Genomic DNA, 14,484 nt, shown 5'->3' with positions numbered 1-14,484 from the left:
GCTCGGGGGGCTGCCGCCCCGAGCCAGCGCGCACGCAGCCTGAACTGGAGAGCCACATGAACATCGCGGAGATCATGGCCGCCGTGGAGGCGGGCAAATGCGTCCACTGGGCCAACGAAGCCTACCGGGTGCATCGGGACAGCACAGGCCAATTCCTCATCATCTTTGCCCAGAATGGCAGCACCATCGGGCTGACCGACCGCAGTGGCCGCCGACTGAACGGGGCCGAGGCCGACTTCTACGTTTCGAAGTCGCGCCAGGGTGCTGCGACGGGGCAGGGGAGGGCGGTGCGCGCGTCAACGTTAGATACCCCGTCCGGCGACGGGCCGGGCTGACGGACGGGAGAAGAAAGGAAAGAGGGCTTGGGGATTTTGCGATCCCATGAGGGGTCGAAACGCAAACCGTCGGTCCTGGGCCAAGGGTCGAGCACCGGCAAACCCGAGGAGAAGACCCATGTTCGCAGGAACCCTGACCAGGACCCCCGAAACCGCAGCCGCCGCCTATGCCGGCATGATCCACTCCAGCCGCTTCGACATCGCGATCCAGCTCGAGACCCGGGCCAAGATGTCCGAGCGGAGCCCGGACTACGATGTCACCGCGGTCAACAAGGCCGGGCGCAAGGTGCGCATCGGCACGGCCTGGAACGAGACCGGCAACACCACCGGAAATCCCTACCTCTCGCTGCAGCTCGATGTCGGCGTCGGCCCGTTCCGGGTTAACGCGGTGCAGACGAAGGAGGCGCGGGAGACCGACACCGGGGAATTCCAGGTCATCCCGCTGGTCTCGAGCGGCACCATGAAGTCCGGCTCGATCTCCGGCGAGCTGACCGCGATGGATGCCGACAACGCCTTCGCCGGCTACATCGCCAACATGATGTTCGACCTCGAGTTCGTGCTCATCGAGAACGAGTTCAAGGTGGAACAGACCCATGCCGACTACCGGATCGAGGTCAGCTCGCCCAAGGGCCACCCGATCCGCGTGGGCTCGGCCTGGATGGCGAAGAGCAACCGGACCGGGAACCGCTACCTTTCGCTCCTGATCAACACGCCTGACGGCGATCTCCGGGTGAATGCCGTGCAGAACGAGGAGCAGCGGGGCGGGCAGACCTTCTCGATCATCCCCTTCGTCGAGAGCGCCGCCGAGGACCGGGCTGAGAACGTCGGTCTCGCGCTGGTCGGCTGATCCGCTTCGAAACGCGAGCAGGGGGCGTCCCGGGGAACCGGGGCGCCTTTCGCCGTGCGGGCCTGATCCTCCCGAGAGCGGTCTGACGCGAGCTGGCGGCATGTCTCCTGCCATTCAGCCCGCCAGCCCGAGAGTCAGGCCCAGTGAGGGGAGCCGGCGCAGTTCGGCTTCCCTCACGGCCTTTGACTCCCAAAGAAGGACAGACGCGATGTTCAATCTCTCCCATCCCAAGCTTCTCACCCTCGCCCGGACCGAAGGCTACGCCGAGGTCACGGATTTCCTAGAAGACCATGCGCTGGAGAGCGTCGCGCCCGCGATCTGCATGGTGCCCGGGTGCGATCACACCACGGACCTCGAACCGGATCAGCGCGCAGGCTTCTGTGAGGCCTGCGGCCGCCCCTCCATGAAATCCGGCCTCGTGATCGCCGGGATGATCTGAGCCGCGATGTCCGAGAAACCCTCAATCGAAAGGACGCCACATGAACTCCTTGGACGACGACGACCCTCCCCCGACGCAGCCATGTGGCTTCTCGGAGGCCGAAGTTGCGACCATCGATGCGGCCCGGACGATCTTGCGCGAGCACGCGCGTTCGACCGCCGCGTTGCACTCTTGGCCACTGCTAACCGACTACCTGGCGCTCAATGCTATTTGCGAACGCGCCGAGGTGTTCAGAGTGCTACTGTTGGATCGCAAGAACAGGTTAATCCAAGACAAGATCATGGGCCGTGGGAGCCTTGTTCACGTTCCGGTCTACGTGAGCGAGGTTGTTCGCGCCGCTCTGGTCTTCGATGCCTCGGCTCTCATCCTCTGCCACAACCATCCATCCGGCGATCCACATCCGAGCGACGCTGACATCGAGCTCACCAGGAAGATACTCGAGGCGTGCAAGCTTATGGAGATCGCGGTCCACGATCATCTGATCGTCGGCTTCGGCCGGGAGAAAGCCGCCTTCAGCATGCGGTCGGCGGGCATGCTGGATAACTGAAGTGTGGCATTCACCGCTTCAACGGGAAGCGTCGACATTCGGCCTTAAGCTGCCATTCGCAGTAGAGCGGCGTGCAACAGGGCCATCCATTATTGCCGACTTTGGTCAATTGGGTGTCTTTTCCGCTGCTTTCTCCGCAGTGTTACATCGCTTGACAACCTTGGACGACTTCAGAGCACAAAGCTCACCAACTCCCGTCATGGCCCACCGCCCAGATTTCCTCGCCGGGCAGACCTTTCGCATAAGCAGGCAGGTTGAAGCGGGTGAAGACTCCGAAGTCTACTTGCTTCGAAGGATCGCCTTCCAGCAGTGGGCTACGTGCCATCTGGATAGCGCAAGACATCAACGCCGTAGGGTCCTGGGAGATGGAATAGTTCAGTGTTCCGTCGATCAGGATCGGCACGGTCACCGAGGTCAGCTCGTGCAGGATGACGACCATGTCCTGATCGATCCCGAGTTCGCGCAGGGCCCGCGCGAGGCCAGCGTTGCCGCCGCTGACGTTGTAGATCGCGCCCATGCCGGGGTGGGCCTCAAGCATTCTGCGGATGGCGTGATAGGTTTTCTCCGGGTTGTCCTCGCCCTTTGCTTCTGCGGCCAGGATCACTCTTGGGGCAATCTCGCGCAGGGTAGATCGAAAACCGATCTCTCGGTCCTCGTGGCAGCGGAATGCGTGATCGCCCACCGCGACGCCGACGGTCGCCGGCCGGTTGCCTAGCGCCTGGGCGATCATATAAGCGGCGGTCGATCCGGCGGCCTTATTGTCGATTCCCACGAAGCCGTTGCGGCACTCCTGTTCCAGATCGGAAATCAGCGCGATGATGCGCTTTCCGGCGCGCCGCGCGCTAGACAGGACGGAGTGAACCCGATCTGTGTCCTTGACGGTCACAATAGCGGCGCGGCTGGTATCGGCGCAGACCTCCTGAAGCTGTCTCAGGATGGTTTCCTCGTTGAGCTGGAAAAGGTCGAAATAGCGATCGGTCGGGTTCCTGAGACGATCGAAGACTTGTTTCATCTGGAAGGCCATGCCCTTGCCGAGCCGAAGCAGAACATCAACCGGAGGGGCGTCTTCCGGTCGAGCGTCCACCGGCATGTCGGAGAGAACCCGCAGCGCGTTGCGGATGTGCTCGACGGTGCGAGGATGCACCTGTCCGCGCCCGTTGATCGCACGGTCGACGGTGGAGCGGGACAATCCCGTGGCGTTGCAGATGTCGGTGATCCGGACCTTCTTGGAAACCGGAGGCGGGGTCTTCTGTGCAGTCATCGAGTCGACCCGGCTGTTCTCAGGTGGTGGTGCGCCAGACGGTGCGCTGTCTGATGCGATTGCGCCAGATGCAAAATGTCCCAAATGGCCCAATTTTGCACGCATAAGCGCCCATGATGCCCGGGATGGTGGCTGAAGTGGGCTATTTTGGGCCAATTCGGTACCTTTGCGCCGGGGCCTTGGGTTGTATTGTCGCAACTGTTGTTTCAGGTCCCGGCCGGGCGGGAGGAGACCACCGGCAGGTCATGACACGAACGCTCAATTTCGGCGCCGCGACATGCTGCGCCAGTCCAGGGAGGATCATATGAAAACATTCTTGCGCGCCACGGCTCTGTCGGCGGCCATGGCAATCGGCGTCGCGGGCGTTGCCCATGCAGAAGCCAAGTATACGTTCTACCACGTCCTGTGGAGCATGACCGATGCCAACGTGCAGTTCCACATCAAGGCCGGCGAGGCCTATATGGAAGCGCATCCGGACGTAGAGATCAAATATGTCGGTCCGGAAGCCTACGACCCGGCGGAACATGCGAAGTTTCTCGACACGGTGCTGAACGCCAATCCCGACGGGATCGCGATGCACATCTCTTCGGTAGACGCCATGCTGCCCGGCCTCAAGGCCGCCAAGGAAAAGGGCATTCCCTTCGTCTCGGTCACCTCGCACCCGCCAGGTGCAGAAGACAACGCCAAGCTGGAAGGCCTATATCTCACCTCCGTCGATGCCAATGAGAACGTCATCGGCCAGGTGATGGGCAAACGCATTCTGGAGGACGGCACGCCTACGCGCGTGGCCTATCTGATGGCGCATCTCGGTCATGCCGGGCACGAGCAGCGGGCGAAGGGCTTTTTCGAAACGATGCCCGAGGGCGTGGTGGCCGACAAGCTGGCCATTGGCGACGAGCCGCTGAAGGCGATGGACATCATCCGCTCCTACATCGTCAGCAACCCCGATGTCAGCGTCATCTGGGCAACCTCGCTGGCGAACAAGTGGATCACCGACGTGGTCCGGGAACTGGGGCGTGAAGACATCGCAATCCTGACCGACTCCGACTCGCCCTCGTCGCTGGAATGCGTGCTGGCGGAGCTCTGCACCGCGACCTTCTCCACCCTGTTCCCGCTTCAAGCGCCTTTCGCCTACGATGTCTTGCTGCATTACAACGAAACGCAAATGGCGCCGACGGCTCCCATCGTCACCGGGCCCCTGGTGGTCGATGCCGACAATGCCGAGCAGTTCAAGACGGTGGTCATGAACATCCTCGGTGAAGACGCCTATTACGATCTCTCGCCGTTCTGAGGGGTGCTCTAGGCGCTTTCAACTCCCCGGAGACGGCCCGTTCCTCCCGGCCGTCTCCACCCCGGGCGAGGCGCTCAGCCTCGCCCGATGACTTACTTTCAAGGGGCACGTCCATGGACATCACGAAGCTGATCCTCGGTCGCATAGAAACCGGCGTCGTCATCGGCGCGGTGCTGATCATCGCCTTCTTCATCATCTCGACCGGCGGGCTTTGGCTCGGTTCCATTCCCAGCGTGCTCCGGATCACGGCCGGGGTCGGCATCATCGCCATCGGGCAGGCTATTCTGATGACCTCCGGCGAGGTCGATCTTTCGGTTGGGTCGGTCTTTGCTTTCGTTGGCGTGGTGTTCATCTGGTGCATGGACACCATGGCCATCGGCGTCATCCCGTCGGCCCTTCTTGCGCTGGTCGTGGCCTGCGCCATCGGGTTTCTGAACGGGGTGCTGACAACGCGCTTCGGCGTGCCCTCGATGATTGTCACGCTGGGCGGGCTCTTCGTGTATCGCGGGATCACCTACATCGCCACGCGGGGCTTCAGCATGTCGATCCCGCGGGAGTATCGCCGCGACGGGGTGGTGGAGCTGCTCAAGAGCCGCATAGGCGATGTGAACGTCACCGTCATCTTTCTTCTCGTGCTGACGGCCTTTTTCGTCTTCGTCCTTGCCAAGACCCGCTTCGGCAACCACTTGCTGGCCGTGGGCGGCAACCCGCGGGCCGCACTGGCAAATGGAATTTCGCCGGCGGCGACAAAGATCAAATCTTTCATGGTCTGCTCCGGCCTCGCCGGTCTGGCGGGTGTTCTCGTCGTCTGTCAGGAGGGGTCGGTCTATTCCACCTCCGGCGTGAAGATGGAGCTTGAAACCATCGCGGCGGCTGTCATCGGCGGGTGCACGCTGCGCGGCGGCGTGGGCTCAATCTGGGGCCCGGTGCTGGGCGTCTTCGTGCTGTCCTCGCTCAAGGGCGGGCTGATGATGATGGGCGCGCCAACCTCATGGTATATCGCGCTGGTCGGGGCGATCCTGATTGGCTTCCTGATGTTCTCGCGTCTGCTCGACACCCGGCTGGGAGCACGCGCATGACCCGTTTCAGCTTTACCGGACGCCTCGAAGCTATCGCGATGGTCGCCGTGCTCGCCCTGTTCTTCCTGTTCTGGGCCCTGATCGGGAACGGCTGGATTGCAAACCTGCCGAGCCTGCTGCGAGACGCATCCTGGCTGGGCATCGTGGCAATCGGAACCGCGATGGTCATCGTCTCCGGCGAGTTCGATCTCTCGGTCGGGTCGGTCTATGCCTTTGTCAGCATGGTCTTCCTGCTGCTGATCACCGCCGGCACCGGGCCGGAGCTGGCCTTCGTGCTCTCGATGCTGCTCGCCGCCGCAATCGGATGGCTGAACGGTTTTCTGGTCTGGCGCTTCCAGCTGCCCTCGCTGCTGGTCACGCTGGGGTTCCTGTTCATCTACAGGGGCCTCGTGGAATGGGTCACGGGCGGCTTCACGCTGGTCACGCCGGAAGAGGTCCAGTCCAACTGGCTGCTCGGGGTGCTGGGCGGCAAGGTGCTCGGGCTGCACACGGCGGTTCTTATCTGCGCGCTGCTCATCGCCATATTCACCTTCGTCATGGCCAAGACCCGCTTCGGCAACCACGTGTACGCGGTTGGCGGCGACATAGCCGCCGCAACCGCCACCGGCGTTCCGGTCGGCCGGGTCAAGACCAGAACCTTCATGCTCGGCGCGATGCTGGCAGGCTTCGCGGGCATCATCACCGCCGCCAACCTGTCATCCGTCTCCACCACGACCGCAACCAACATGGAATTCGAGGCCATCGCCGCAACCGTCATTGGCGGGGTGCTGCTGCTGGGAGGGGCCGGCACCGTCTGGGGCGCGCTTCTGGGCGTCATCACCCTTCTGTCGCTGAAGCACGGGCTGATCCTGATGGGGATCAACATCTTCGCCTACCAGATCCTGCTCGGCACGGTGCTGGTGGGGCTCGTCGCGTTCCGCGGCGCCTTTCCCCGGCTGTTCGCCGCGCGTTGATCACAGAGGATAATCGCATGAAACCGATCGTAGAACTGAGAAACGTCGTGAAGACCTTCGGCGCGTTTTCCGCGCTCCGGGGGGTCAGCCTCGAGGTCTACCCCGGCGAGGTCCACGCGCTGCTGGGAGACAACGGCGCCGGAAAGTCGACGCTCATCAAGATACTGTCCGGCGTGTTCCGCCCCACCTCGGGCGATATCGTGGTGGAGGGCGCGCCCGTGCAATTCGCCTCGCCACGGGATTCCGCGGCCTGCGGGATCGGCACGGTCTATCAGGACCTTGCGCTTGCCCCGCTGATGTCGGTCAGCCGCAACTTCTTTATGGGGCGCGAGCTCTACAAGGGCCCGAAATGGTTGGGCATCCTCGACGATGCCGAGATGGAGCGCATCTCGCTTGAGCAGATGCACAAGATCGGCATCAACGCAGAAGACCCGCGCCAGCCGGTCGGCACGATGTCTGGCGGCCAGCGCCAGACACTCGCCATCGCGCGGGCCATCTACTTCGGCGCCAAGGTGCTGATCCTCGACGAGCCGACCTCGGCGCTTGGTCAGAAGCAGCAGATGGAGGTGCTGAAAACCATCATGCGGGTGCGGGCGCGCGGCGACATCGCGATCATCTTCATCACCCATAACGAGGTGCATGCCCAGCTCACCGCCGACCGCTTCACCTTCCTCGCGCTGGGCGAGGTCATCGGGCAGGGCACCACCGCCGACATCGCCCATGACCAGATCCGCCACCTGATGGCGGGCGGCGCTGAAATGGCGGATCTCGAACAAGAAATCCGCGCGATCGCAGCGGCATAGGAGGCAAGGATGCAGGCCAAACGAACACTTGCCGCGCTGCGCAAGCTCAAAGGCGTCCGGCAGTTTCTCACCGTTCATGTCGATACCGCCGCCGAAGCCGCCGCCGCGGCCGAGGCTGGCGTGGAGATGTTCACCTTCGAGGTCGATGACCGGCTCGACGCCGTGCGCGCCGCGGCGCCGGGCGTGTTCATTCAGGCGGGCTATCCGCAGGGCCACATGACCTCGGAAGAGATCGCCATCCGTGACGGCTTCGCGGCCATGGAACGCGGGGTCGATGCGATTTACTTCGCCGGGTCCCTGCGGATCGTCGAAGCCATGGCCAAGGAGGGCATCCCGGTGTGCGGCCACGTGGGCTACGTGCCGCGCTGGGGAACATGGACAGGCGTTCGCGCCGTGGGAAAGACCGCAGAGGAGGCCCTCGCCGTCTATCAGCGCGCCAAGGACCTCGAGAACGCGGGCGCCGTCTTCGTCGAGATGGAACTGGTGCCGGTGGAGCTGGCCGATTTCATCACCCGGAACACCTCCATGATCACCGAAGGCATGGGCTGCGGGGCCGTCTGTGACACCCAGTATCTGTTCTCCTGCGATCTGCTGGGCACGCACACCGGGCACTATCCGCGGCATTCCAAGAAATATGCCGACTTCGTCACCCTCGAGGGCGAGTTGCACGCCAAGCGCGTCGAGGCATTCCGGGCCTTCAGCGCCGATGTGAACGCCGGGGCCTACCCGGAAGCGGCGCATGAAATCAGGATGCCCGAGGCGGCCCTCGAAGACTTCATGACACGCGCGACACGAACCGGGAGCTGAACATGGACGACCTACGCCACGGAAGCCGCGACAAGCGCGGCCACTGGACCCCGAAAGACCCGCTGGAGGTGGCACCTATCTTCGTCTGGCCCTGGAGCATCGTGCGTTTTCTGCGTTGGCTGCCGAGCTACTTTCTGCCCTATAACGTGATCTTTCTCGCGCTGGGGGCGCTGTTCTGGTATCTGCTGACGCCCTCCCGAGAGACCATGCAGACCCTCTCATGGGGCTGGGTGCTCTGGATTCTCGCGCGCAATTCGCTGGCGATCCTGCTGCTCTACGGCGCCCTCGAGCTCAGGCTCTACGTGCGCCGCCGGCAGGGGACCGGCTTCAAATACAACCCGAAGTTTCCGGCCGACACCCCTTCGGACGTGTTCCTGTTCAAGAGCCAGAACATCGACAACGCGCTGCGCACCTTCGGCACCGGCCTGCCGATCTGGTCGGCCTATGAGGTGCTCCTGCTTCATGCCTGGGCCTCGGGCTGGGGCCCCTGGACGACCTTCGGCGAAAGCCCGCTGTGGCTGCTCGCCTTCGGACTGGTGATCCCGGTCTTTCATGAGGTGCACTTCTATTTCATCCACCGGCTGATCCATGTGCCGGTTCTCTACAAATACATCCACTCGGTGCATCACAACTCGGTCAACCCCTCGCCATGGTCCTCTCTGTCGATGCACCCGGTGGAGCACCTTCTTTACTGGTCCGGCGCCCTGATCCACATCATCCTGCCCTCGCATCCGCTCTTGCTGCTGTATCACCTGCAAGTCACCGGCACGGGCGCGGTCATCGGGCATGTGGGCTTCGACAAGGTCGAGACCGGCAAAGACACCGGCGTCGATACCCATGCCTTCACCCATTACCTGCACCACAAGTACTTCGAGGTGAACTATGCCGACGGCACCATCCCGATCGACAAGTGGTGCGGCACCTGGCACGACGGCACCTCCGCCGGCGACGCGCAGATGAAGGAACGCTTCCGCGCCAAGAAGTCGCGGCTGGCGGCAAAATCGGAACGCGATCCCGGTTCCACGCCATAGGTCTACATCCCAATTGCGAGGCGCTCCGACCGGTTCGCGGATGTCCGTGCAGTCCGGCTCGGAGCTGCGGGTCCCCAGCGCCACCCTCGCTTTTTTGTGTTGTTGCAACCGTCAAAAACCCGGCCAGACCGCAGACCAAGAAGGAGAAAAGACTATGGCGACTTGGGTAAATGCCTGCGCGACCACTGATATCGAAGCCGAAGATGTCATCCGTTTCGATCACGACGACCGCACCTTCATCGTCGTGAGAGACCACGAGGATAACTTCTATTGCAGCGACGGACTTTGCACCCATGAGGAAATTCATCTCGCTGACGGGCTAGTCGTAGAAGCCACCATCGAGTGCCCCAAGCACTCTTCCATTTTTGACTGCCGCACGGGCGAGGTAGAGACTCCGCCCGCATGCGAGAATCTGAGGAGTTACTCCGTCCGGGTCGAGAACGGCCGCGTCTGGGTGGAAATCTAGGTCCACCAAAATTGCGGCCAATCGGCCCTTCGGTACCAATGCGGCAGACACGCCTCGCCATCTGAATTCGTTTGGATATGAATGTGCAAGCTCTTCATGCTTGTTTTAAGAGTGTCAGCTTTTGCGCTCGGGATATAGCGACGCCCAATCACGGCGAACGACGGCTTTCCGCCCATCTTTTCCAACTCGCGTCTCAGCAGTAGCCGGCTCGCCTGATCCGCGACCGGGCCGCAGGTGTTTCCAGATGGGCATACCGCCCTCCGGAGTACCTGCGACAGTCGAGCGCATGACCGGCCGCAATGAGCGCAGCGCCGATGTCTTTTCCATCGACGAAACAGACGCCGACCCATCGATCATGGGTGCGCTCGCCATTAAGCTCGCAATCGACCTCACGCCCGGCGAGGAAGTTCACCATCCATCGACGAGCATCCCGGCCTGCCCGCGTCCCAAGCTCCGGCGCGTCTACGCCGTTCAGCCGCACAGGGGTTCCCGCGACGACGATGGTATCCCCATCGCGCACCTGGACCTGGGCGGCCAAGGGTGCTGTGTGCAGGATCACGGCAAACGGGATCAGATATCTTGTAGCCAGTTTCATTCTCAACCCGTCTCGTTGTTGTCGCCAGCCTGGTACCACACCTTTGTGGCCCGAGTTGGCCCGACCCGCACTCAGTGCCTGATCGCCTCTCCAGCTCAGCTACGCGTATCACAGGGAAGATATCGGCCCCTGGCCGATCGCGCATTCGGCCCTGCGGCCTCACCGCGGCGTTGTGCCCGGCCTCCCGGTTTGCCCGTCTCGCGAGCAGGTCGCGCCTCGGCCGCTCCGCCGGATTGCGCTCTGGTCTGTTTTGGCCGGGGGCCAAAACGATCCCGCCACTTCATCCGTCTTCCGCGTCCGGTCGCGCCCCTTGCCTGCTCGCGGCGGGCAAACCTGCTGTAGTTCACACACACATGAGCGTGGCAGCATATCCTCCGGATGGCCCCCAAATCCGCCCGCGTCAAGGATCGCAAAACTTTTCGGCGCGGGGGGTGCGCGCGGCAGCGTTGGTCCAGTGCGGACCGTTGCGCCCGTCTCGACAGACGCGCACGGAAAATTTTTGCGCCCGGCGGAGCCGGCGGCTGCGCCGTCCCTGACCCGACCGCATTTGGACACCGGACATTCGGCCATGCCACCACACTCACGTGGTGGTCCCCGAACATCTGGAGAAACGACCATGGCTTACGACCAGGCTTCCGCCTACGACACCATCGAACTTTTCGGGCTGACCGAGAAAGATGCCGACCTGCCGATCCCTGACGATGCCGTTCTGAAGGACGCCATCATTCGCGAGACCTTCGAGGCCCTGCTGGGTCAGCTGCACAGCACCGGCCTCGAGATCGAGATCGAACCGCTCGCGCATGGGCTCGCCACGCTCCTGCAGCGGCGCAAGGTTGCTCTCACGAAGGAGCTGGACCGGACCGCCGACAAGATCGGGGCGCTGGCCAAGTGCCACGACGGATCGGAGATCGCGGAAACATCGCTGGAGGAGGCGCAGGCCCGCTTCCTGCATCTGCGGGAGATCGTGGCCGCCATCGAGGTGATGAGCGACGCGGCGGCGGAGTGCTACGAGGTCGAGACCGGGCATGCCTTCATCCCGGCCGCGGGATCCCGGGCAAGCCTTCGCGCCCAGGAGACGGGTGCCGTCTTCGAGGCCCGGCAACTCCTTGAGCAGCATGACCGGGAGACAGCCGCCCGATCGAAGGTTGAGGGGCTTCCCCTGATCGTCTCGGGCGCCACCGACTGGACCGATATCGATCTCGTCTTCTCGTCGCTCGACAAGGTTCGGGAGCGGATCCGCCAGAGCCGCAACCAGGAGATCTTCCTCTGCCACAAGGGCGGCAAGCATGGCGCCGAGATGATCGCGGCCCGCTGGGCCCGGGCGCGCGGCGTCGCGCAGGCGCGGTTCGATCCCCGCTGGTCCGCCCATGGCCGCGCCGCACCCTTCAAGTGCAACGACGAGATGCTGGACGATCGCTTCGCCGCCGCAGGCGTCGTGCTCTTCGGCGGAAACGGGGTGGCGCTGAACCTCGGGCAGAAGGCCGAGGCGAAGGGGCTGACGGTGATGCGGGTCGCGGATCCGGCGAAGAGGTCAGCGGACAAGTAACACAGAGGAGGCCGCCTTCGGGCGGCCATTTCCTCATTTCCATCCGGTAGGTGCTCCCAGTCGTTCGGGAGCGCCTTCCTGGGCGCCCAACCTCCGCCGATCGGCCCTTGCGGGTGTAGATTGCTGGGGCGGGGAGGGCGCACCGACCAGGTCGCCAGCTAACGACCGTACGTCCCGGCGGAAGGACCTGGGCCCCCGGACAGGCAGCCATCGCTGTCCCTGATCGCGGTACGAGATCGTGCGCGGCTAACGACCACAACCTTTCCGCTCGAGTGACGACGAAGCCTCTGGCCAGGTCGTTGGAGGGTAGCGGCTCAAGGCACATCAGGTGGGACAGACCTCGACAGGACCGATGGCGTCTTGGGTGCAAGAGGTACATCCTGGTCTCCCCTCCTTGCGCAGAGATGTGGATCGCACGGGGTCGGGCCGCCCGTTCCCTCGGCGTTGCCTCGGCAAGGACAAATACGGCTTCCACGTGGGCGCGGACCCTCCGTGTATGGACGCCCCCAGGGATGCAAGCGATTTCTTCCGGTTGGACATGGTGGAGCGGTCGAGTTCTTCCGTGTATCCGGCCTCCTTATGCAGCAGTTTTCGCTGCGGGCCCTCATGGTGAGTTCGAGGAACGGGTCCAAAACGCATTTGCGGGGTCTAAGCCTCCGGGAGGGTCACTGGTTTTCCTATTCCTGATCTCGTCGACGCTTTGCCATGACCTCCGCTCAGAACTGCCGCTTCCCTTTGGGCCCCACCGCACTCAGGCGCGCGCCGGGGTTTCGTAAGCGCCGCCTCGGGTCATCAGGACCCAGGCGATGCGCGCCATCTTGTTCGCCAAGGCAACAGCCACGAGCATCTTCGGTTTGCGGGCGAGCATGCGGGCAAGCCATGATCCTTCGGGCGCCCCGCCCCGCCGCGCGGCGGATTGGATCGTAGACATCGCGCCGATAATCAGCAGCCTCCTGAGATCGCGCTGTCCCATCTTCGACGTTCTTCCCAGCTTGGTCTTGCCTCCGGTTGAGTGCTGGCGCGGGGCGAGACCTACCCAGGCGGCGAAATCTCGCCCTTTCGAGAAGGTTCCGGGCGGCGGTGCCAGAACGGACAGCGAAACTGCCGTCACAGGGCCAATCCCCGGCATGGTCATTAGACGTTTTGCGACATCGTCTTGCTTGGAGACCTGCCTCAGCTGCAACGATAGAGCTTCTATGCGCTCGGAAAGAGAGCCGATAAGCTCGAAGAGCACGCGGCAAACCGAGATGACCGTGTGCGGCAAGTCATCTTCGCAAGCATTCATCTCGTCTTCCAGGCGCGGCAAATGCTGTGGGCCTTTTGGCGAGACAATCCCGTGCTCCGAAAGATGTCCGCGGAGCGCGTTGATCGTTTGAGTGCGCTGCGCCGTCAATAGGTCGCGCACCTTCAGCACCATCGCTTGCCCCTGTTGTTCAGGGCTTTTCACGGCGACAAAGCGCATGGAAGGGCGAGAGGCTGCTTCTGCGATGGCTTCGGCATCAGAGGCATCGTTCTTTTGTCGCTTCACATACGGTTTGACATATTGTGGTGGGATTAGCCGAACGTCATGGCCGAGGGCCGTGATCTCCCGGCCCCAATGATGCGCCCCGGCACAAGCTTCGAGGGCAACGATGCAAGGCTGCAGCTTGCCGAGCACTTTCAATACCCGACCCCTCGGAAGAGCTTTGCTAAAAAGCGCAGTTCCGTCGACTGCGGCAGCATGTGCATGAAATGAGTTTTTCGCGATATCCAGTCCAATGATATGAACGTCTTGCATGGTTTCCTCCTAACCCAGTTCGACTTCTGACATCGCCACCTTGGCACATTGCGATGCCGGGCGGGGGCGTCCACACCATCGCATTTGCCCTTGCGGCTGGCCCTTGTCCCCCGAGCCGGTCGATCCCCATCGCAAAAAGGAGAGACCCAAATGACCAACCACTACGTCGCCACCGTTCCCGTCAAGTTCACCGACAGCGACGGCAAGGAACGCACCCGTTTCCAGCGCGTCGGCGCGATGTTCCGCAACACTCGCAACGGGGACGGCTCGGAGTTCTTCAGCCTCAAGCTGGACTTCCCCGTCGCAGTCCAGGAGCTGGTGATGTTCCCGCCGAGCTCGAAGGAACCGCAGGAGTAATCCTCTGATGAGGATGGGCCGCCCCCGGGCGGCCCTTTCCCCGTTCCAGGGAAGGCTGCGCCAAGATCGGGAACCCCTCCCTTCGGCCGGCGTCCCCGGGAAGGTGTCAGGACCGCAAGCGGTCCTGAAGGGAATATGAGAGGGCCTCTGAAACAGGTCTGACGGCCAGCCTCAAGGGGGCCATCCGGAATAACAGTCGGGCTGCGCCCGCCGGTTTTTCCGGCAGAGATTTGGCGGGACAAATCTGGCCGCCCTTGACCCTGACCGCCCGCCCCGTCGGGGAGATCATGCGCCGCCCCTCGCTTCCGTCCGAACACATGCGTGTTCGACCTGAACCTCGGGCGCGGGCA

At 63.1% G+C, this 14,484-nt stretch carries 16 protein-coding genes; 13 read left to right on the top strand and 3 right to left on the bottom strand.

Annotation, left to right across the window (positions count from 1 at the left end):
- The first annotated feature begins 56 nt into the window (after window positions 1–56).
- From GTH22_RS21855 to GTH22_RS21840, 4 genes are all read left to right on the top strand, one after another.
- Window positions 57–335 carry a hypothetical protein gene (locus GTH22_RS21855; protein ID WP_252947833.1) on the top strand — a complete coding sequence of 93 codons (279 nt, stop codon included), beginning with the start codon at window positions 57–59 and terminating at the stop codon, window positions 333–335.
- Window positions 336–453: 118 nt separating this feature from the next.
- Window positions 454–1,182 carry a DUF736 family protein gene (locus tag GTH22_RS21850; RefSeq protein WP_252947832.1) on the top strand — a complete coding sequence of 243 codons (729 nt, stop codon included), beginning with the start codon at window positions 454–456 and terminating at the stop codon, window positions 1,180–1,182.
- Between the two features lie 208 nt (window positions 1,183–1,390).
- Entirely contained in the window at window positions 1,391–1,621 is a 231-nt protein-coding gene (locus GTH22_RS21845) for a hypothetical protein (RefSeq protein ID WP_252947831.1), read from the top strand.
- Window positions 1,622–1,670: 49 nt separating this feature from the next.
- Window positions 1,671–2,168 carry a RadC family protein gene (locus GTH22_RS21840; RefSeq protein WP_252947830.1) on the top strand — a complete coding sequence of 166 codons (498 nt, stop codon included), beginning with the start codon at window positions 1,671–1,673 and terminating at the stop codon, window positions 2,166–2,168.
- A gap of 184 nt (window positions 2,169–2,352) precedes the next feature.
- Here the strand turns inward: GTH22_RS21840 and GTH22_RS21835 are convergent, their stop codons facing one another.
- Entirely contained in the window at window positions 2,353–3,429 is a 1,077-nt protein-coding gene (locus GTH22_RS21835; protein WP_252947829.1) for a LacI family DNA-binding transcriptional regulator, read from the bottom strand.
- A gap of 304 nt (window positions 3,430–3,733) precedes the next feature.
- On the opposite strand from GTH22_RS21835, the gene GTH22_RS21830 reads away from it, so the two are divergent.
- The 7 genes from GTH22_RS21830 to GTH22_RS21800 all read left to right on the top strand — a co-directional run bounded on the left by GTH22_RS21830 (window position 3,734) and on the right by GTH22_RS21800 (window position 9,859).
- Window positions 3,734–4,720 carry a substrate-binding domain-containing protein gene (locus GTH22_RS21830; protein ID WP_252947828.1) on the top strand — a complete coding sequence of 329 codons (987 nt, stop codon included), beginning with the start codon at window positions 3,734–3,736 and terminating at the stop codon, window positions 4,718–4,720.
- A 113-nt stretch (window positions 4,721–4,833) separates the two neighbouring features.
- Window positions 4,834–5,799: an ABC transporter permease gene (locus GTH22_RS21825; RefSeq protein ID WP_252947827.1), complete on the top strand. Its 966-nt coding sequence runs from the start codon at window positions 4,834–4,836 to the stop codon at window positions 5,797–5,799.
- Window positions 5,796–6,752, top strand: coding sequence for an ABC transporter permease (locus tag GTH22_RS21820; protein ID WP_252947826.1), 957 nt, complete (start codon window positions 5,796–5,798; stop codon window positions 6,750–6,752). Before GTH22_RS21825 ends, GTH22_RS21820 begins: the two co-directional genes overlap by 4 nt.
- Before the next feature lie 17 nt (window positions 6,753–6,769).
- Window positions 6,770–7,555, top strand: coding sequence for an ATP-binding cassette domain-containing protein (locus GTH22_RS21815; protein ID WP_252947825.1), 786 nt, complete (start codon window positions 6,770–6,772; stop codon window positions 7,553–7,555).
- 9 nt (window positions 7,556–7,564) lie between these two features.
- The gene (locus GTH22_RS21810; RefSeq protein WP_252947824.1) at window positions 7,565–8,362 is read left to right on the top strand and encodes a 3-methyl-2-oxobutanoate hydroxymethyltransferase; all 798 of its coding nucleotides are present in this window, start codon (window positions 7,565–7,567) and stop codon (window positions 8,360–8,362) included.
- Window positions 8,363–8,364: 2 nt separating this feature from the next.
- Entirely contained in the window at window positions 8,365–9,393 is a 1,029-nt protein-coding gene (locus tag GTH22_RS21805) for a sterol desaturase family protein (RefSeq protein WP_252947823.1), read from the top strand.
- A gap of 154 nt (window positions 9,394–9,547) precedes the next feature.
- Window positions 9,548–9,859 carry a MocE family 2Fe-2S type ferredoxin gene (locus tag GTH22_RS21800; protein WP_252947822.1) on the top strand — a complete coding sequence of 104 codons (312 nt, stop codon included), beginning with the start codon at window positions 9,548–9,550 and terminating at the stop codon, window positions 9,857–9,859.
- Between the two features lie 193 nt (window positions 9,860–10,052).
- Here the strand turns inward: GTH22_RS21800 and GTH22_RS21795 are convergent, their stop codons facing one another.
- The gene (locus tag GTH22_RS21795) at window positions 10,053–10,454 is read right to left on the bottom strand and encodes a thermonuclease family protein (protein WP_252947821.1); all 402 of its coding nucleotides are present in this window, start codon (window positions 10,452–10,454) and stop codon (window positions 10,053–10,055) included.
- A gap of 616 nt (window positions 10,455–11,070) precedes the next feature.
- On the opposite strand from GTH22_RS21795, the gene GTH22_RS21790 reads away from it, so the two are divergent.
- Window positions 11,071–12,000, top strand: coding sequence for a DUF2493 domain-containing protein (locus GTH22_RS21790; RefSeq protein ID WP_252947820.1), 930 nt, complete (start codon window positions 11,071–11,073; stop codon window positions 11,998–12,000).
- A 751-nt stretch (window positions 12,001–12,751) separates the two neighbouring features.
- On the opposite strand, the gene GTH22_RS21785 is transcribed toward GTH22_RS21790, so the two are convergent.
- Window positions 12,752–13,777, bottom strand: a complete 1,026-nt coding sequence (locus tag GTH22_RS21785) for an IS110 family transposase (protein ID WP_252947819.1) — start codon at window positions 13,775–13,777, stop codon at window positions 12,752–12,754.
- Between the two features lie 150 nt (window positions 13,778–13,927).
- Between GTH22_RS21785 and GTH22_RS21780 the strand changes: the two genes are divergently transcribed.
- A complete protein-coding gene (locus GTH22_RS21780; protein ID WP_068117809.1) occupies window positions 13,928–14,134 on the top strand; it encodes a hypothetical protein in 207 nt (68 codons plus the stop codon).
- Window positions 14,135–14,484: the final 350 nt, after the last annotated feature.

The organism is Oceanicola sp. 502str15 (assembly GCF_024105635.1).
GTDB lineage: Bacteria > Pseudomonadota > Alphaproteobacteria > Rhodobacterales > Rhodobacteraceae > Vannielia.
Note: the sequence above shows the minus strand (reverse complement) of the source record. Positions and strands in the feature narration are given on the sequence as shown.